Here is an 18984-nt window from a genome sequence, read left to right as displayed (position 1 = left end):
GGCACTGCCCGTGGGGCTTTGGCACAAGTCAGCGCTTCTAAACTGTCTGCACCGCATGGCTTTCATGCATCACCACACCAGCCAAGGAGACTCTCATGCAATTACGCGCCACCGCTTTAGCGAGCAGTCTGCTCATCGCCGTCGTCAGTCTGGCCGCGTGCAGCACCACCGCTTCCAACCCCGGATCGACCACGGCAGCACCTGCAGTCGTCACCCAGAACGCCAGTGCACAAGCGGCAGCAGCGGCCTATGACTTCGACATGGATGTCTTTCACCCCGTCGAGGCCAAAAACGGCATGGTGGCGACCGAGCAGGAACTGGCCACACAGATAGGCGTGGACATTCTCAAGGCCGGGGGCAATGCCGTGGATGCCGCCGTGGCCGTGGGCTTTGCGCTGGCCGTGGCGCTGCCAAACGCGGGCAACATCGGAGGCGGCGGCTTCATGATGGTGCATGACGCCAAGAGCGGCAAAGACATTGCACTGGACTTTCGTGAAGTGGCGCCCAAAGGGGCATCGCGCAATATGTATCTGGACGACAAGGGCAATGTGGTGGATGGCAAGTCGCTGTTCACCCACTATGCCGTGGGCGTTCCTGGCACCGTGGCCGGCATGACACATGCGCTGTCACGCTGGGGAAGCATGCCCTTGTCCACAGTGATGGCACCGGCGATTGCCCTGGCCGACAAGGGCTACCCCGTCAGCATCACGCTGGCCAAGACCTTGGACCAGGAAAAGAAGAACATGGGCAAATGGCCTGCCACGCAAGCCATTTTCTGGAAGAACGGTGCACCATTGCAGGCCGGCGAGCCTCTGGTGCAAAAAGACCTGGCACAGTCGCTGCGCCTGATCAGCCAGCAAGGCGCCAAGGCCTTCTACCAGGGCGAAATCGCACAGAAGATTGCGGCAGAAATGGCCCCTCACACCAACGCCATCACGCTGGAGGATCTGCGCGACTACAAGGTGGTGGAACGTGAGCCAGTGCGCGGCACTTATCGCGGCTATCAGATCGTAACCATGCCTCCCCCCTCCTCCGGCGGGGCGCACCTGCTGCAGATTCTGAACATGATGGAACGCTGGCCCATGAAGCAATGGGGTGCGGACAGCGCGCAAAGCGTGCACTACATGACCGAGGCCATGAAGCTGGCCTATGCCGACCGCGCCGAATACCTGGGCGACCCGGATTTTGTGAAGATCCCACTGCAAGGCCTGATCTCCAAGCGCTACGCCGATGCGCTGGCGACAGGCATCAAGCCTCAGCAGGCAAAGCCCAGCCAGGACATCAAGCCCGGCAAGCCTCAGCCTTATGAAAGCGACCAGACCACGCACTACTCCGTGGTCGATAAAGCCGGCAATGCCGTAGCCGTGACCTACACGCTGAACACCAACTTCGGCAGCGGCATTGTGGCCAAAGGCACCGGCATCCTGCTCAACAACGAGATGGATGATTTCGCCGCCAAGCCCGGAGTGGCCAATGCCTACGGACTGGTCGGCGGCGATGCCAACGCCGTGCAGGCTGGCAAGCGGCCGCTGTCATCCATGACACCCACGCTGGTGCTCAAGGATGGCAAGCCCGCTCTGGTCACCGGCAGTCCAGGCGGGGCGCGCATCATCACCACGGTGCTGCAGCAGATTGTCAACTACATCGACTACGGCATGAACCCGCTGGAGGCTGCGGCCACACCACGCTTTCACCATCAGTGGACACCGGACGAGCTGCGCATTGAGAAAGGCTTCAGCGTCGATACGCTGAACCTGCTGCAGCAATGGGGCCACAAAGTCGCCCTCAAGCCCGCCATGGGCCGCACCCAGACCATTGAGATTCGCAACGGCCTGCTGCTGGGCGCATCCGATCCGCGCAATCCGGATGGCAGAACCATGGGTTTCTAAGCCACGTTCAATATCAAAAAGCAAAAAGCCGCGCTCCCCCGAGCGCAGCTTTTTCTTTGGGATAACAGCGCCGTACGCCCGGCGCGTCACCCTCCCCACCTAAGACTTGCTTACTCGGCCTTCTGACCGATTTCAAAGTTCGCCTGGATTTCCAGAGCACGCACCATGCCGGAGTGATCCCATGCAGCGCCGCCGTGGGCCACGCAGCTGTTGAACAGCTCTTGAGCCTGAGCCGTGTTGGGCAGCGACACGCCCAGCTGACGAGCGCTGGACAGCGCCAAGTTCAAATCCTTTTGGTGCAGAGCAATGCGGAAGCCGGGATCGAAAGTGCGCTTGATCATGCGCTCGGCGTGCACTTCCAGAATCTTGGAAGAAGCAAAACCGCCCAGCAGTGCTTCACGCACACGAGCGGGATCGGCACCGGCGCGCGATGCGAACAACAAGGCTTCACCCACGGCTTCGATGTTCAGCGCCACGATGATCTGATTGGCCACCTTGGCAGTCTGGCCGTCGCCGTTGCCGCCGACCAGAGTGATGTTCTTGCCCATCTTTTCGAACAGAGGTTTGACGCGTGCAAAGGCTTCGTCAGGGCCGCCCACCATGATGGACAGGGTGCCGTTCTTGGCCCCCACTTCGCCGCCGGAAACCGGTGCGTCCAGATACTGGGCACCCAGCGCTTCGATACGCTTGGCAAACGCCTTGGTTTCCACGGGCGAGATGGAGGACATGTCCACCACGATCTTGCCGCTGCTGCCCTTCAGGCCTGCTGCCACACCATCCGTACCGAACAGCACACCTTCTACATCAGGCGTATCAGGAACCATGATGAAGATGATGTCGGCACGCTCGGCCACGCCCTTGGCGGTAGTGCACTGCGTGGCGCTGGTCTCAGCAATCGTGGCAGGCGCTTTGCCACGTGTGTTCACAAACAGCTGATGGCCAGCGCTGATCAAATGACCGCACATGGGCGCGCCCATGATACCCAGACCGATAAAACCCAGCTTGAGGGAAGATGCGTTCATGGTGTTCTCCTAACTTTTTAATATTCAAATTTGATAGCTGACAGCACTTACTCAGCAATCACTATCAGCCTTTTTTATATTTATGCAGCGACTGCCACCTTCTTCCAGCCGCCGATCTTCTCCAGCCAGCCCAGACCCGACTCGGTGCCGTTAGCGGGCTTGTATTCGCAGCCGATCCAGCCGTCGTAGCCGATACGGTCCAGATGTGCGAACAGGAAGGGATAGTTGATCTCGCCGGTACCGGGTTCGTGACGACCGGGGTTGTCTGCCAGCTGGATGTGAGCAATGCGGCCCAGCTGCTTTTGCAGGGTGGCAGCCAGCTCGCCTTCCACGCGCTGTGCGTGGTAGATGTCGTACTGCACGAAGGCATTGGGCGCACCCACGTCGTCCAGAATCGACAGCGCTTCATCCGTGCGGTTCAGGTAGAAGCCGGGGATATCGAAGGGGTTGATCGGCTCGATCAGCAGACGGATGTTGGCGGCGCTCAGCGCGGCTGCGGCAAAGCGCAGGTTTTCCACGAAAGTGCGGCGCACCACGGCAGCGTCAACACCGGCTGGAACCTTGCCAGCCAGGCAGTTAAGCTGAGGCACACCCAGGGCATGGGCATAGGTCACGGCCTTGGCCACGCCAGCGCGGAATTCGTCCACGCGGTTGGGGTCGCAGGCAATGCCGCGCTCACCGGCATCCCAGTCACCAGCGGGCAGGTTGTGCAGAACAATCTTCAGGCCCGTCGCGTCCAGACGTTCCTTGATCTCGTCCACGGTGTGTGCATAGGGAAAGAGGAATTCCACGGCTTCAAAGCCAGCGTTGGCGGCACGCTCAAAACGCTCGAGGAAAGGCACCTCGGTGAACAACATGCTCAGGTTGGCTGCAAAACGGGGCATGGTAAAAGTCTCCGGTAATCGTTAATTGTTGGACGCCCAGCAAGGGCCACCCCGCAGCGAAGGCGTCATCCCCCTCCCGCAAAGAGAGGGGGAAGCGGCAAAGCCGCTCAGGGGGATTTTTCTTATCAATCCAGCAGGGCCAGTGCGCTGGGCGCGTCGGCCTTTTCGGTGGCCAGGTCTTCGAACTCGACCACGTTGTCGATTTCGGCGCCCATGGAGATGTTGGTCACACGCTCCAAGATGCACTCGATCACCACAGGTGTCTTGTGCTCGGCCATCCAGGCTTGAGCCTGCTGCATGGCAGGGGCAAAGTCTTCGGCGCGGTGAACGCGAATGGCCTTGCAGCCCAGACCTTCAACGACCTTAACATGGTCAACACCGTAGCCACGGGTCGCATCACCCTCATCCATGTTGATATTGTCGAACGCCAATTGCACGCAATAGTCGATGGAGAAAGCGCGCTGCGCCTGGCGGATCAGACCCAGGTAGCTGTTGTTGACCAGCACGTGAACATAGGGCAGCTTGAACTGCGCGCCCACGGCCAGCTCTTCGATCATGAACTGGAAGTCGTAGTCGCCAGACAAGGCCACGATCTTGCGAGTGGGGTCAGCCACGCGCACGCCCAGGGCGGCGGGGGTCGTCCAGCCCAGAGGGCCGGCCTGGCCGCAGTTGATCCAGTTGCGTGGCTTGTACACGTGCAGGAACTGGGCACCGGCGATCTGCGACAGACCGATGGTGGACACGTACGTTGTGTCGCGGTCCAGCGTGTTGTTCATGCACTGGTACACGCGCTGGGGCTTCATCGGCACGTTGTCGAAGTTCGTCTTGCGCAGGAACTCGACGCTGTTCTTGCGGCCCTGGCATTCAGCCACCCATGCCTTGCGGCACTTGAGCTTGCCTGCTGCCTTCCACTCCTTGGCCACGGCAACGAATTGCTCCAGAGCCGCCTTGGCGTCGGAGACGATGCCGTAGTCAGGGGCGAACACGCGGCCGATCTGGGTGGGCTCGATATCCACGTGCACAAACTTGCGACCCTTGGTGTAGACCTCGACCGAACCGGTGTGGCGGTTGGCCCAGCGGTTGCCGATACCGAACACGAAGTCCGAAGCCAGCATGTTGGCGTTGCCATAACGGTGGCTGGTCTGCAGACCGCACATACCGACCATCAGAGGGTGGTCGTCAGGAATGGTGCCCCAGCCCATCAGTGTGGGGATCACGGGCACGTTCAGGATTTCGGCCAGCTCGACCATCAGGTCGGAGGCGTCGGCGTTGATCACACCGCCACCGGAGACCAGCAGAGGGCGCTCGGATTCGTTGAGCATCGCGATGGCCTTCTCGGCTTGCTTGCGCGAAGCCGCTGGCTTGTAGGCGGGCAGGGGCTCGTAGGTGTCGATATCGAATTCGATCTCGGCCAGCTGAACGTCGATAGGCAGATCGATCAGCACAGGGCCGGGACGGCCGGAGCGCATCAGGTGGAAGGCTTGCTGGAATGCGCGGGGCACTTGAGCAGGCTCCAGCACCGTGGTGGCCCACTTGGTCACAGGCTTGGCAATCGATGCGATGTCCACCGCCTGGAAGTCTTCCTTGTGCAGACGCGAGCGAGGTGCCTGGCCGGTAATGCACAGGACTGGGATGGAGTCCGCACTGGCCGAGTACAGACCGGTGATCATGTCGGTGCCAGCAGGGCCGCTGGTGCCGATGCACACGCCGATGTTGCCGGCAATGGCACGTGTGTAGCCTTCGGCCATATGGCTAGCGCCTTCCACGTGACGGGCCAGAATGTGACCGATGCCGCCGTGGTTCTTCATCGCCGCGTACAGCGGGTTGATGGCTGCGCCGGGCACACCAAACGTCACGCTTACACCTTCTTTTTCGAGCACCAGGACTGCGGCGTCGATTGCTTTCATTTTGGCCATGGGGTCTCCTAAAAACTTGGTTGGACTTTAGTCAAGACCTTTGCTTGCTGGAAGCCAATCTCAGACCATAAAATTTATTCCACCCAAGAATAAATAGGAGACAAAACCATGGACAGACTCGATGCCATGCACATGTTTGTGCGCGTGGTGGAGACCGGCAGTTTCACCAAGGTCGCACAGGAATTTGCCACCACGCAGCCCACCGTGACCAAGCAGGTCGCGGCCATGGAAGCGCGCTTGAAAGTGCGGCTACTCAACCGCAATACACGCGGCGTGAGCCTGACCGAAGCGGGCGCGTTGTATTACGAAAAATGCAAGATCATCGTCAACGATGTGGCCGAGGCGGAAAACGTCGTCAAGGTGCGCCAGACGCAGGTGCAGGGCCAGTTGCGCATCGGCAGCTCCGTCGCATTTGGCCGCCGCGTGCTGATTCCGCTGGCCATGGAATTCATGAAGCACAACCCGCAGGTGCAAGTCGATCTGAGCTTTGAGGACCGCTACACCGACCTAGTGGCCAATGGCATCGACGTGGCGCTGCGCATGGGCAAGCTGGCCGACTCTTCACTGGGGGCGCGCATGCTGGGCGTCAACCCCTGGGCGCTGGTTGCGTCCAACACCTATCTGCGCAAACACGGCACGCCGCGCCGCCCCAGCGACCTCAAGGAACACTCCACGCTGATCTACAGCAGCGTGCAGGGCAACGACATCTGGCGGCTGCGCAACGCCAGCGGGGAGCCGGTCTCCGTCCCCATAACGGGGAGGTTGCGTTCCAACAACCTCTCGGCCCTGCTGGCCGCTGCCCGCTCGCACATGGGCATCGCCGCACTGCCCCGATATGTGGCTCAGGACTCGCTCAAGGATGGTCGCGTGGTGGAGGTGCTCAAGACCTGCCGCTTGCCCGAGCAGGAAATTCACGCCGTCTACCCATCGCCGCGCTTGGTGCCGCAAAAGGTGCAGTCGTTTATCGCATTCCTGCAAGGCAAGTTTGATGATGCCTGGTGGGAGGATTTGCCGCGCGGCGGCTGACTTGGCCCGCTATGCCGGTATCGCCCCTTGTGATCACGCCTGCGACGGCGGCCTCTTGCGGCGCGCAGTTGCACCGAAGAGTGCAACTGCATCGTCATCAAATTTACGGCAACGTGTTTGAACGGAGCGTCGAAGACGCGCAGTAAGTTTTGCCGCATCGCCACAAGAGGTTGACGGCGCAGGTTGCCCGCAGCGAAGCAAAGGGACGTGGGCAGTAGGGGCAGTGCTCTTTGCCTACTTTCTGGCACGCCAGAAAGTAGGTCGTCCGCCGGGGCGAAACCCCGGCCTCTGCCGGCAAAAAAGGCATGCAGTCAAAACTGCTCAGGCGCTGCCAGACGAGCGAGAGCGCTGGCCCTGCTTGAATCTGAAATCCTTATCGCTCTCAAAAACAAAGCAGCTACCGCTTGTTTAACGGTGGCTGCAAATTGTTTTGATGCTGAAACCGTTTAATAGCCAGCGCAAGCAGCTATCAAATCAGCAGGTTCACAGCACCAGAATCGCGCGGAAGTCGTTCACATTGGTGTGCGTCGGGCCGGTGATGACCAGGTCGCCCAGCGCTTCAAAGTAGCCATAGGCATCGTTGCGATCCAGATAGTCGCTGATGCGCATATTCTTTTCCGCTGCGCGCTTGAGCGTGCAAGGCGAAACACGCGCGCCAGCGTTGTCTTCGATGCCATCAATGCCGTCGGTGTCTGCAGCCAGCGCCCAGACTTTTTCCTGGCCTTGCAGCGCCTGCGCCAGACCCAGGCAGAACTCTCCCGCACGGCCGCCGCGACCCTTGGCTGCGCCGGGCTGACGGGGACGAATCGTGACGGTGGTTTCACCGCCGGACAGAATCACGCTGGGCTTGGCAAAGGGCTCGCCACGCTTGGCCACGGCGCGGGCCAGTGCCGCATGGACCTTGCCCACTTCGCGCGATTCACCTTCCATCTCGTCGGACAGCACATGTACAGCCATACCGGCTTCGCGCGCAGCGGCTGCAGCCGCTTCCAGCGATTGCTGAGGCGTGGCAATCAAGTGCACCTCATGACCTTCAAAACGCGGGTCATTCAGCTTGGGCGTTTCAAACAAGCCGTCCTGCAGCGCGGAACGCACATTGCCCGGAATGCTGATCTGGTAGCGATCCAGAATCGCCAGCGCATCGGCGCAGGTCGTGGCATCCGGCACCGTCGGGCCGCTGGCGATGACCGATGGATCGTCACCAGGCACATCGCTGATGGTCAAGGTCACCACCTTGGCGGGGTGGCAGGCCGCAGCCAGTCGTCCACCCTTGATGCGCGAGAGGTGCTTGCGCACGCAGTTCATCTCGCCAATGGCGGCGCCGCTTTCCAGCAGGGCCTTGTTGATGCGCTGCTTCTCTGCCAGATCAATACCCTCGGCTGGCAGGGTCAGCAGCGCAGAGCCACCCCCCGAAACCAGGCAGATCACCAGATCGTCTGCCGTCAGCCCCCGCGTCAGCGCCAGAATGCGCTCGGCAGCGGCCAGACCTGCCGCGTCTGGCACAGGATGCGCTGCTTCGACCACCTCCAGCCGCTCCGGCAGCCCTTCGGGGCGCGGCGGAATATGCCCGTAACGGGTCACCACCAGACCGGACAGTGGCGCATCGGCAGGCCACAGCGCCTCCAGCGCCTGCGCCATGGAGCCGCCCGCCTTGCCTGCACCCAGCACCACGGTACGTCCCTTGGGGGGCTTGGGCAGGCTGCGCGCCAGACCTTCAATAGGCAAGGCATTGCGCACAGCTACCTCATAAAGGTGACGCAAAAAGCCTTGCGGATCTTGCTGTGGCGAAGGCGCAGAAGCGTTCTGCGCACGCGAGGATATATTCGGTGCTTGCATAGCTGCGCATTGTGCATTCGGGCTTTTTTGCCTTACAGAGCATCCCATGTCACAACACTGCTGATCTTTGCAGCACCAATATCACAACCCCTTGTATTCATTGGTTTTGTGCGCTTGCACACAGCTTTCTGCTACTCACCATCGAGACAAACACTAGGTTTGGTGAACAAAAACTGTATACAAAACTTGTCTTCAACCGCTATGATCAATTTATGGAAACTTCCACCACCAGCTTCATTGTCGAAAGCCTGACCAAGGCCATCGTCGAGCATCGCCTGATGCCCGGCACCAAGCTGGCAGAGCAAAAGCTTGCCGACCACTTTGGCGTCTCCCGCACGCTGGTTCGGCAAGCCCTGTTTCAGCTCTCACAAAACAAGCTCATCAAGCTGGAGCCTGCACGCGGCGCTTTTGTGGCAACGCCTTCCGTGGATGAAGCCCGCCAGGTGTTTGCCGTGCGCCGCATGCTCGAAGCCGAGATGGTGCGCAGCTTCATGACGCAAAGCACCAGCGCCAAGATCCGTGCGCTGAAAGCCCATGTAGCTGCCGAGAAAAAGGCCATGGAAACCAACGACGTCGGCCAGCGCACCGAGCTGCTGGGCGACTTCCACGTGCGCATGGCAGAGCTGATGGGCAACGAGGTGTTGGCACAGCTGCTGGGCGAGCTGATTTCCCGCTGCGCATTAATCACCCTGATGTACCAGTCTGCATCGGCGGCCGAGCATTCACACGAAGAGCATGCCGACATCGTCGCTGCACTGGCAGCAGGCGATGCAGAACATGCGGTACTGCTGATGCAGCAACACCTGGACCACGTGGAAGCAGGCCTGACCTTTGACCGCGACCTGCCAACGAACGATTTGTCGATGGCACTTTCTTCCGTTCCTCTATGACTTACGATTCCACCGCCCCCTACCCGCGCGACCTGATTGGCTACGGTCGCAGCACACCCCATCCGCAATGGCCCGGCCAAGCCCGCGTGGCGGTGCAGTTCGTGCTGAACTACGAAGAAGGCGGTGAGAACCACATCCTGCACGGCGACCCCGGCAGCGAGCAGTTTCTGTCGGAGATGTTCAATCCTGCCAGCTACCCTGCCCGCCACATGAGCATGGATGGCATCTATGAATACGGCTCGCGCGTGGGCGTTTGGCGCATTCTCAAAGAGTTTGAAAAGCGCGGCCTGCCGCTGACCGTGTTCGGCGTGGCCACGGCTCTGCAAAAACACCGCGAGCTAGCCCAGGCCTTTGACGAGCTGGGCCACGAAGTGGCCTGCCACGGCCTGAAGTGGATCCACTACCAGAACGTGCCCGAAGAGATCGAGCGCGCCCACATGCAGCAATGCGTGGACATCTTTGAAGAGCTGTACGGCCACCATGGCGACCACGGTCTGGGCTGGTACACCGGCCGCGACAGCCCCAACAGCCACCGCCTGGTGGCCGACACCGGCCGCTTTACCTATGACAGCGACTACTACGGCGACGACCTGCCCTTCTGGATGAAAGTTGCCAAGAGCGACGGCACAACGCGCAACCAGCTCATCGTTCCCTACACGCTCGACGTCAACGACATGCGCTTTGCCCTGCCCCAGGGTTACTCGCATGCCGATCCGTTCTTCCAGTACATGAAGGACACATTCGATGTCTTGTACGCCGAGGGCAATGCCAGCGGCGACAACGCCCCCAAGATGATGAGCATCGGCATGCACTGCCGACTGCTGGGCCGCCCCGGCCGAATTACAGCGCTGCAGCGCTTCCTCGACCACATCCAGAAGCACGACAAGGTGTGGGTGTGCCGCCGTATCGATTTGGCTCGCCACTGGGCCGAGCGTTTCCCCTGCAAGGATTGATTGCGTCATGGCTTTGACCCTGGAACAACTGAATGCCGCCGATGCGGCCACCGCCACCGACCTGCTCGATGGCCTGTACGAGCACTCGCCCTGGATTGCCGCCAAGGCGCTGGAGCAGCGCCCCTTCAAGTCCATGGCCCACATCAAACACGCCATGGCCCAGGTGCTGGCCGAGTCCAGCGAGCAGTCCAAGCTAGACCTGATTCGCGCTCACCCGGAGCTGGCCGGCAAGCAGATGGAGACCAACACGCTCACGGCCGAATCGACGAACGAGCAGAAGAAGGCGGGCCTCACCAACTGCACGCCCGAAGAGCTGGAGCACATCCGCAAGCTCAACGCCGAGTACGGCAAGCGATTCGGCTTCCCGTTCATCCTGGCTGTGCGCGGCGCGCGAGGCCTCGGCCTGTCCAAGGCCGAGATCATTGCCACGTTCGAGCGCCGCATGTTCAACCACCCTGCTTACGAGCAGGCTGAGGCTCTGCGCAATATTCACCGCATTGCCGAAATCCGTCTGAACGACAAGTTCGGCTATGAGCCCGTAGAAGGCAACGAAGTCTGGGACTGGCAAGAGCGCCTGTCCACCAACAGCGACCCCGGCTACGCCGAAAAGGGCCAGCTGACGGTGACTTATCTGACCGACGCTCACCGCGCCTGCGCTCAGCGCATCAGCCACTGGATGCGTGAAATCGGCTTCGACGAAGTCGAGATCGACGCCGTCGGCAACGTGGTCGGCCGCTATAAGGCTGCCTCTGAATACGAAGCCAAGGGCGCCAAGACTCTGCTGACCGGCAGCCACTACGACACCGTGCGCAACGGCGGCAAGTACGACGGCCGTCTGGGCATCTTCGTGCCCATGGCCTGCGTCAAGCAACTGGCCCAGCAAGGCAAGCGCCTGCCCTTCAACATTGAAGTCGTGGGCTTCTCGGAAGAGGAAGGCCAGCGTTACAAGGCCACCTTCCTGGGCTCTGGCGCCCTGGTGGGCGACTTCAAGAGTGAATGGCTGGATCAGAAGGACGCCGATGGCATCACCTTGCGCGAAGCCATGCTGCACGCCGGTCTGTGCATCGACGACATCCCCAAGCTGAAGCGCGATCCCGCCAAGTACCTGGGCTTTGTCGAAGTGCACATCGAGCAAGGTCCGGTGCTCAACGAGCTGGACATCCCCCTGGGCATCGTCACCTCCATCAACGGCAGCGCCCGTTATGTGTGCGAATTCATCGGCATGGCCAGCCACGCAGGCACCACCCCCATGAACCGCCGCCGTGACGCCGCCGCTGGCGTGGCCGAGCTGTCGCTGTACATCGAAAAGCGCGCCGGCCAGGATGGCGACAGCGTGGCCACTATCGGCCAGCTGAATGTGCCTTCAGGCTCGGTCAACGTGGTGCCCGGCCGCTGCCAGTTCTCGCTGGATCTGCGCGCCCCTACCAATGAGCAGCGCGACGCCATGATCAACGACATCATGGCCGAGATGGCCGCGATCGCCGAGCGCCGCGGCTTGCGCTACACGACCGAGCTGACCATGAAAGCATCGGCCGCGCCTAGCGCCCCCGAGTGGCAAAAGCGCTGGGAAAACGCTGTGGACGCACTGGGCGTGCCGCTGTTGCGCATGCCCAGCGGCGCCGGCCACGACGCCATGAAGCTGCACGAAATCATGCCCCAGGCCATGTTGTTCGTGCGCGGCATGAACGCTGGCATCAGCCACAACCCGCTGGAAGCCACCACCGCTGACGACATGCAGCTGTCGGTGGACGCCTTCGCTCACCTCCTCCAACAACTGGCTCAAGAAAAGCAATGACTGATATGAACCAAGACAAGCAAGCCACTTACGCCGCCACTTATGCAGCCATCGACGCATGGATTGACGAGCACTTCGACGAAGAAGTGAAGTTTTTGCAAGCCATGGTGCAAGTGCCCACGGACACACCTCCTGGCAACAATGCGCCCCACGCAGAGCGCACGGCCGAGCTGATCAAGGGTTTTGGCTTTGACGCCGAAAAACACGTCGTGCCCGAAGCCGATGTGAAGGCCTACGGCATGGAGTCGATCACCAACCTGATCGTGCGCCGCGAGTACGGCACTCAAGGTGACGGTGGCAAGACTATCGCCCTGAACGCCCACGGCGACGTGGTGCCCCCAGGCGAAGGCTGGACCAAGGACCCCTACGGCGCCGAGATCGAAGACGGCAAGCTGTATGGCCGCGCTGCAGCTGTGAGCAAGAGCGATTTCGCCTCCTTCACCTTTGCCGTGCGTGCTCTGGAAGCCGTGGCCAAGCCAACCAAAGGCGCGGTGGAGCTGCACTACACCTACGACGAAGAGTTCGGCGGCATCATGGGCCCCGGCTGGCTGCTGGAAAAGGGCCTGACCAAGCCCGACCTGATGATTGCAGCGGGCTTCAGCTACGAAGTCGTGACCGCTCACAACGGCTGCCTGCAGATGGAAATCACCGTGCAGGGCAAGATGGCTCACGCCGCCGTGCCCCACACCGGTGTGGACGCGCTGCAAGCCACCGCTGTGCTGCTCACGGCTCTGTACGCCGAGAACGTGAAGTACAAGCAAGTCACGTCCAAGGTGCCCGGCATCAAGCACCCGTACCTGAACATCGGCCGCATCGACGGCGGCACCAACACCAACGTGGTGCCTGGCAAGGTCATGCTCAAGATCGACCGCCGCATGATTCCTGAAGAGAATCCCGTGGAAGTGGAAGCCAGCATCCGCGCCGTGATCGCCAAGGCCATTGAAGACTTCAACACCCAAGGCGGCTTTACCGGCGAAGACGCCGTGCGCGTTCAGATTAAGCGCCTGCTGCTGGCCAATGCCATGACGCCCCTGGACGGCAACAAGCCCCTGGTCGACGCCATCCAGAAGCATGGTGAAGCCGTCTTCGGTGAAGTGCCTCCTGCCGTGGGCACGCCCCTGTACACCGACGTACGCCTGTACGTCGAGCGCGGCATCCCCGGCGTGATCTACGGCGCCGGCCCCCGCACCGTGCTGGAATCGCACGCCAAGCGCTCCGACGAGCGTCTGGTGCTGGAAGACCTGCGCCGCGCAACCAAGGTGGTGGCCCGCTCGCTGGTGGACCTGACCGCCTAAAGCCTGCATAGACTCATGCTGCCCGATCAAGTCCCTGACTGATCAGGCCCCAAGAGCCAGGAGCAATCCTGGCTCTTTTTTTATGCCTTGCCGTATTCCAGACAGTGCAGAGCAAGGCCCGGCCAAGCACCGACATTCCAGCGCCAAATCAGTTCAGGCACGCCTTTTGCATTGCAGTCATGCATCAGCCCCTGCAAGGCAGGCCCAGAGACTCCAATGCACGCTTTTGCACATTCGTGCACCAATAAAGAGCTTTTCGCATTTTTTATAGGAGCAGCCATCAGCAATCCAGCACCGACGCTATCAAGAGCGCTGCAACTTTAACCCTGGAAAAGTGTGAACAGCCATGACTCGCATGAACATAACTTGAAGCAACCGACAGCGAATCAGCTAGATCAAGCATTAATGCTTCTTTTTTAATAGCTTATTCCGCTTATGAGCAATGTATTTAAATATTAAAACGCTTTAAATATATTTATTTACAAGCGGTTATAGCTATCTTTTTTGAAGCAATCAAGGCTATCGATAGCGTAGTCATGCGAAAAACGCATAACCTCAAAATCTGAAGCGACTTGATGCCTTTTAAACAGGGTTTACCGGGAGATATGGCGCATTTTGAGCTGTATACACTTTTTGTATGGATTGCATAAGCAGATGTTGCTGCTCGGCAAGCCGAGACCAAATATGAAGTGAGGAGACTGATTTCTATGACTACCCAAGTGCATCCAGTGGATGAAGTCTTGCCGTTTGGCAAGCTGACCGCATTGGGCCTGCAGCACGTGCTTGTCATGTACGCAGGCGCCGTGGCCGTTCCCCTGATCGTGGGCCGTGCCCTGAACCTTCCCCCAGAGCAAGTAGCTCACCTGATCTCCGCTGACCTGTTCGTCTGCGGTCTGGTCACCCTGATTCAGGCCCTGGGTGCCACCCAGTGGTTCGGCATCAAGCTGCCCGTGATGATGGGCGTGACCTTTGCCAGCGTGGCGCCCATGGTGGCCATTGCCCAGTCCACCGGCGGTCATGCAGGCGCGGGCCTGATCTTTGGAGCGGTGATCGGCGCGGGGGTGATCTCCATCCTCATTGCTCCGCTGGTCAGCCGCATGCTGCGCTTTTTCCCGCCAGTGGTGACCGGTACCATCATTGCCGTCATCGGCATCAGCCTGATGCGCGTGGGCATCAATTGGATCTTTGGCAACCCCGTAGGCCCGACTGCGCCTTCCGTACCCAACCCCGAGCACCTGAAATGGCTGGCACAAGCACAGGCCATGGCCGGTGCCCCTGGCTCCGCGCTGCCAGCCATTCCCAAAGGCTTCTCGGTGCTGCCCACCATGCCCAACCCCAAATACGCAGACCTGCAAGGCGCCGCCGTCTCGGGTGTCGTGCTGCTGTCCATCTTGCTGATCGCACGCTTTGCCAAGGGCTTCCTGGCCAATATCTCGGTGCTGATGGGCATCTTGATCGGCGGCGTCATCTCCGTCGCCCTGGGTTTGATGAACTTCGACAAAGTAAGCGAGGCCGAGTGGTTCACCCTGGTGCTGCCCTTTGACATTGCCTACCCCGTATTCGATCCGATTCTGATTCTGACCATGAGTCTGGTGATGGTCGTGGTGATGATCGAATCGACCGGCATGTTTCTGGCCCTGGGTGACATGACCAAACGCGAGATCTCCCAGGACGAGCTGACACGCGGTCTGCGCACCGATGGCCTGGGCACGCTGATCGGCGGCATCTTCAACACCTTCCCCTACACCAGCTTCTCGCAGAACGTGGGCTTGGTCGCCGTCACCGGCGTCATGAGCCGCTGGGTTTGCGTGGCCGGTGGCGCCATCCTCATCATCCTGGGCGTGCTGCCCAAGATGGGCGCTCTGATCGAATCCCTGCCCACCGTGGTGCTGGGTGGCGCAGGCTTGGTCATGTTCGGCATGGTGGCCTCGACCGGCATTCGCATTCTGGCCAACGTGGATTTCCGCAACAACAAGCACAACGCCATGATCGTGGCAGTGTCTATTGGCGTAGGAATGATTCCTTTGGTTGCACCTAATTTCCGCCAGTGGATGCCCCATTCCATCCATCCACTGATTGAATCCGGTATCCTGCTGTCCTCGATTACCGCCGTGGTACTGAATCTTTTCTTTAACGGAGCCGCCAAAGACAACAGTGCTGCCATCCATGCAGCACGTGAGGCAGACGCCCACTAATCGTTCTGCCTTTTCAGCGACTGCTGGCCTACCCGCCAGCCCAAGCCCCCTGCCGCCTTTCAGAGTGTCAGGGGGTTTGTTGTCGATGTAGTTGAAGCAAAACAGACCTGACCTCAAAAGCCTCTCACCATCCGGTAAGCTTCGAGAGCAACTTGCTGATAAAAATTTCGTATGACACAAAACCTGTCCACCGCCGAACAAGCCTTGCGCGATGCGGCCCGCGAATACCACCGCAGCCCCGTCAAAGGCAAGATCTCCGTCACCCCCACCAAGCCCCTGTCCAACCAGCGTGACCTGTCTCTGGCCTACTCGCCAGGCGTGGCCTACCCCTGCCTGGACATCGAGGCGGATCCCGCCACCGCAGCCGAGTACACCTCGCGTGGCAACCTGGTTGGCGTGATCACCAACGGCACTGCCGTGCTGGGTCTGGGCGATATCGGCCCTCTGGCCTCCAAGCCCGTGATGGAAGGCAAGGGTTGCCTGTTCAAGAAGTTTGCCGGTGTGGACGTGTTCGACATCGAACTGGCCGAGCGCGATCCAGACAAGCTCATCGAAATCATTGCTGCCATGGAGCCCACCCTGGGCGGCATCAACCTGGAAGACATCAAGGCGCCAGAGTGCTTCTACATCGAGCAAGAACTCTCCAAGCGCATGAACATTCCCGTGTTCCATGACGACCAGCACGGCACGGCCATCATCTCCAGCGCCGCTTTGCTCAACGGTCTGGAGCTGGTGGGCAAGGACATCGCCAACGTCAAGGTAGCCGTCTCAGGCGCCGGCGCTGCAGCCATTGCCTGCGTGGACGTGATGGTGGGCCTGGGTGTCAAGCGCTCCAACGTCTACATGGTTGACTCCAAGGGCGTGATCTATGAAGGTCGCCCCGGCGGTCTGGACGCATCCAAGGCTCGCTACGCACAGAACACCGAAGCCCGCACCCTGGCCGACGTGGTCAACGGCGCTGACGTCTTCCTGGGCTGCTCCGCTCCCGGCGTGCTGACAGCCGACATGGTCAAGACCATGGCCGACAAGCCCGTCATCCTGGCCCTGGCCAACCCCGAGCCGGAAATCCGCCCCGAACTGGCCAAAGCCATTCGCCCGGACTGCATCGTGGCCACCGGCCGCTCGGACTACCCCAACCAGGTCAACAACGTCCTGTGCTTCCCCTACATCTTCCGTGGCGCGCTCGATTGCGGCGCCACCAAGATCACCGAAGCCATGAAGCTGGCCTGCGTGCGTGAAATCGCGGCTCTGGCCAAGCAGGATGTCAGCGATGAAGTCGCTGCCGCCTACCAGGGCAAGGAGCTGACCTTCGGCCCCGACTACCTGATCCCCACGCCTTTCGATACGCGCCTGATCCTGCGCATCGCTCCCGCCGTGGCTCAGGCCGCTGCCGAATCCGGTGTGGCCACCCGCCCCATCGAAGACATCGCTGCCTATCGCGAAAGCCTGACCCGCTTCGTCTACCAGACCAGCATGTTCATGCGCCCTGTGTTTGCCGCCGCCAAGGCCAACCAGCAACGCGTGGCCTATGCCGAAGGTGAAGACGAGCGCGTGCTGCGTGCTGTGCAAGTGGCGCTGGACGATGGTCTGGCCAAGCCCATCCTGATTGGCCGTCCCGCCGTCATCGAAGCGCGTATTGCAAAGGCAGGCCTGCGTATGCAGCTGGGCAAGGATGTCGAAATCTGTAACCCAGAAGACGATCCACGCTTCCGCCAGTACTGGGAGACCTATCACAAGCTGATGGGCCGCAATGGCATCACCCCCGAAGCCGCTAAGGCTGCCGTGCGCCGCTCCAATACCCTAATCGCTGCTCTGATGGTGCATCTTGGAGATGCCGATGCCATGCTGTGCGGTCTGGTCGGTCGTTTCGACAACCACCTGCTGCACCTGGAAGATGTGCTGGGCCTGAAGAAGGGTGCCAGCGAGTTCGCCACCGTCAACGCCGTCATGCTGGAGTCCGGCACGCTGTTCGTCGCCGACACCTATATCAACGACGCCCCCAGCGCCGAAGAGCTGGCCGAGATCGCCAAGATGGCTGCCGACGAAGTGGCCCGCTTTGGTCTGCCACCCAAGGTTGCATTCCTCTCGCACAGCAACTACGGCTCCTCCACACGCGGCTCCGCCCGCAAGATGCGCGCTGCCCGCGACCTGTTCGCTGCCGCCAACCCCGGCATCGAATGCGACGGTGAAATGCACGGCGACGCCGCGCTGGACGCCAATGTGCGCAACCATGCCCTGCTGGACTCCACCCTGACCGGTGCAGCCAACGTGCTGATCTGCCCCAACCTGGACGCAGCGAACATTCTGTTCAACGTGCTAAAGACCACCGGTGGCCACGGCACAACCATCGGCCCCATCCTGATGGGCTGCGCCGCATCTGCCCACGTGCTGACCCCATCGTCCACCGTGCGCCGCGTCGTCAACATGACGGCGCTGGCTGCAGCTCAGGCGATTGCTCTGCGCGGGTAAAACGTGCACTCAGGTAGAGATACTTGAGTAAATCCACACAAAAGCCATCCATTGACATTCTCTGGGTGGCTTGTTTACCAATGCATCGCAAAAAGTCGTTGAACTTTATTTCAGCGCTATCGATTCTTCTTGTACCGCATAAAGCCAAATCACTCTGCAATCCTTGTGTAGAATCCTGCCATCCGGAGGTTTGGGTGAGTGGTTTAAACCAGCAGTCTTGAAAACTGCCGAAGGAGTGATCCTTCCGTGAGTTCGAATCTCACAGCCTCCGCCACATCTATAATGAAATCAGCAACTTACAACGGTTTTTAATTTCTGTACCACATAAGGTACCACTTAAAACAAAGGCTGCACCCTCACAGGTGCAGCCTTTTTTCTTTAGAACGTACTCAAAGTCTTCGAAGCAGGAAGCCATGTGCTCTTGCACAAATCGAAGTCAAGACCAGCCTACCAACATCAAAACACGCCGGTACCACGACTACCAACCGAGGGCGGCCCAAGCGCACAAGCTGCGCCAATACAGCAGCCCAGCGCAGACTCATACCCACGCCTACTGCAAGCTGGTGCTTTATGACAGCAGTAGCTTCGCCACTAGTTTGCTTTTGAGTGCTTGACGGTAATCCCCCCATAAACCACCGCTCTGAGAAGTAGAGCTATGCGGCCATGGCCAGCCGCTGTTTAGGGGTGATCCCGCCCAATGCCATGTTTGGGCGTTCATGGTTGTAGCGCCACATCCACTGCGTGGCGAACTCCCGAACCTCATCGAGGTCGTTCCAATAATACTGTGACAGCCATGTATTGACCCAGCGGTTTC

The 18984-nt window shown here is 60.2% G+C and carries 13 protein-coding genes and 1 tRNA gene; 9 read left to right on the top strand and 5 right to left on the bottom strand.

Translation table 11 applies throughout. The features are described 5' to 3' along the window. The first annotated feature begins 95 nt into the window (after nt 1-95). Nucleotides 96-1889: a gamma-glutamyltransferase gene (ggt, locus tag AC2I9W_RS10225; RefSeq protein ID WP_486409866.1), complete on the top strand. Its 1794-nt coding sequence runs from the start codon at nt 96-98 to the stop codon at nt 1887-1889. 110 nt (nt 1890-1999) lie between these two features. On the opposite strand, the gene glxR is transcribed toward ggt, so the two are convergent. The 3 genes from glxR to gcl all read right to left on the bottom strand — a co-directional run bounded on the left by glxR (nt 2000) and on the right by gcl (nt 5711). Next, entirely contained in the window at nt 2000-2911 is a 912-nt protein-coding gene (gene glxR / locus AC2I9W_RS10220; RefSeq protein ID WP_486409865.1) for a 2-hydroxy-3-oxopropionate reductase, read from the bottom strand. Between the two features lie 80 nt (nt 2912-2991). Beyond that, complete coding sequence (gene hyi / locus AC2I9W_RS10215; protein WP_486409864.1) at nt 2992-3795, bottom strand: hydroxypyruvate isomerase; 804 nt, start codon at nt 3793-3795, stop codon at nt 2992-2994. 125 nt (nt 3796-3920) lie between these two features. Beyond that, nucleotides 3921-5711: a glyoxylate carboligase gene (gene gcl / locus AC2I9W_RS10210; protein WP_486409863.1), complete on the bottom strand. Its 1791-nt coding sequence runs from the start codon at nt 5709-5711 to the stop codon at nt 3921-3923. Between the two features lie 108 nt (nt 5712-5819). Here gcl and AC2I9W_RS10205 point away from each other — a divergent pair, with 108 nt between their 5' ends. Then, the gene (locus tag AC2I9W_RS10205) at nt 5820-6737 is read left to right on the top strand and encodes a LysR family transcriptional regulator (RefSeq protein WP_486409862.1); all 918 of its coding nucleotides are present in this window, start codon (nt 5820-5822) and stop codon (nt 6735-6737) included. Between the two features lie 483 nt (nt 6738-7220). Here AC2I9W_RS10205 and AC2I9W_RS10200 read toward each other — a convergent pair whose 3' ends face one another. Beyond that, the gene (locus AC2I9W_RS10200; protein ID WP_486409861.1) at nt 7221-8573 is read right to left on the bottom strand and encodes a glycerate kinase type-2 family protein; all 1353 of its coding nucleotides are present in this window, start codon (nt 8571-8573) and stop codon (nt 7221-7223) included. Between the two features lie 212 nt (nt 8574-8785). Between AC2I9W_RS10200 and AC2I9W_RS10195 the strand changes: the two genes are divergently transcribed. The 7 genes from AC2I9W_RS10195 to AC2I9W_RS10165 all read left to right on the top strand — a co-directional run bounded on the left by AC2I9W_RS10195 (nt 8786) and on the right by AC2I9W_RS10165 (nt 18444). Further along, entirely contained in the window at nt 8786-9463 is a 678-nt protein-coding gene (locus tag AC2I9W_RS10195) for a GntR family transcriptional regulator (RefSeq protein ID WP_486409860.1), read from the top strand. After that, nucleotides 9460-10416 (top strand): allantoinase PuuE, encoded by a 957-nt coding sequence (gene puuE / locus AC2I9W_RS10190; RefSeq protein ID WP_486409859.1) that lies wholly within the window; start codon nt 9460-9462, stop codon nt 10414-10416. The genes AC2I9W_RS10195 and puuE overlap by 4 nt, the downstream gene beginning before the upstream one ends. Nucleotides 10417-10423: 7 nt before the next feature. Then, a complete protein-coding gene (gene uraD, locus AC2I9W_RS10185) occupies nt 10424-12211 on the top strand; it encodes a 2-oxo-4-hydroxy-4-carboxy-5-ureidoimidazoline decarboxylase (protein ID WP_486409858.1) in 1788 nt (595 codons plus the stop codon). Then, entirely contained in the window at nt 12208-13506 is a 1299-nt protein-coding gene (locus AC2I9W_RS10180; protein ID WP_486409857.1) for a M20 family metallopeptidase, read from the top strand. The genes uraD and AC2I9W_RS10180 overlap by 4 nt, the downstream gene beginning before the upstream one ends. 707 nt (nt 13507-14213) lie before the next feature. After that, entirely contained in the window at nt 14214-15701 is a 1488-nt protein-coding gene (locus tag AC2I9W_RS10175; protein WP_486409856.1) for a nucleobase:cation symporter-2 family protein, read from the top strand. A gap of 171 nt (nt 15702-15872) precedes the next feature. Continuing rightward, nucleotides 15873-18170, top strand: coding sequence for an NADP-dependent malic enzyme (locus tag AC2I9W_RS10170; protein ID WP_486409855.1), 2298 nt, complete (start codon nt 15873-15875; stop codon nt 18168-18170). A gap of 184 nt (nt 18171-18354) precedes the next feature. Next, nucleotides 18355-18444 (top strand) — tRNA-Ser (locus AC2I9W_RS10165). Nucleotides 18445-18823: 379 nt separating this feature from the next. On the opposite strand, the gene AC2I9W_RS10160 is transcribed toward AC2I9W_RS10165, so the two are convergent. After that, nucleotides 18824-18984, bottom strand: a 161-nt coding sequence (locus tag AC2I9W_RS10160; RefSeq protein ID WP_486410111.1) for an integrase core domain-containing protein, incomplete at its 5' end; no start/stop codon positions are given.

Source organism: Comamonas sp. FUJ_7, assembly GCF_057369555.1.
This window is presented reverse-complemented; position numbering and strand designations above follow the sequence as displayed.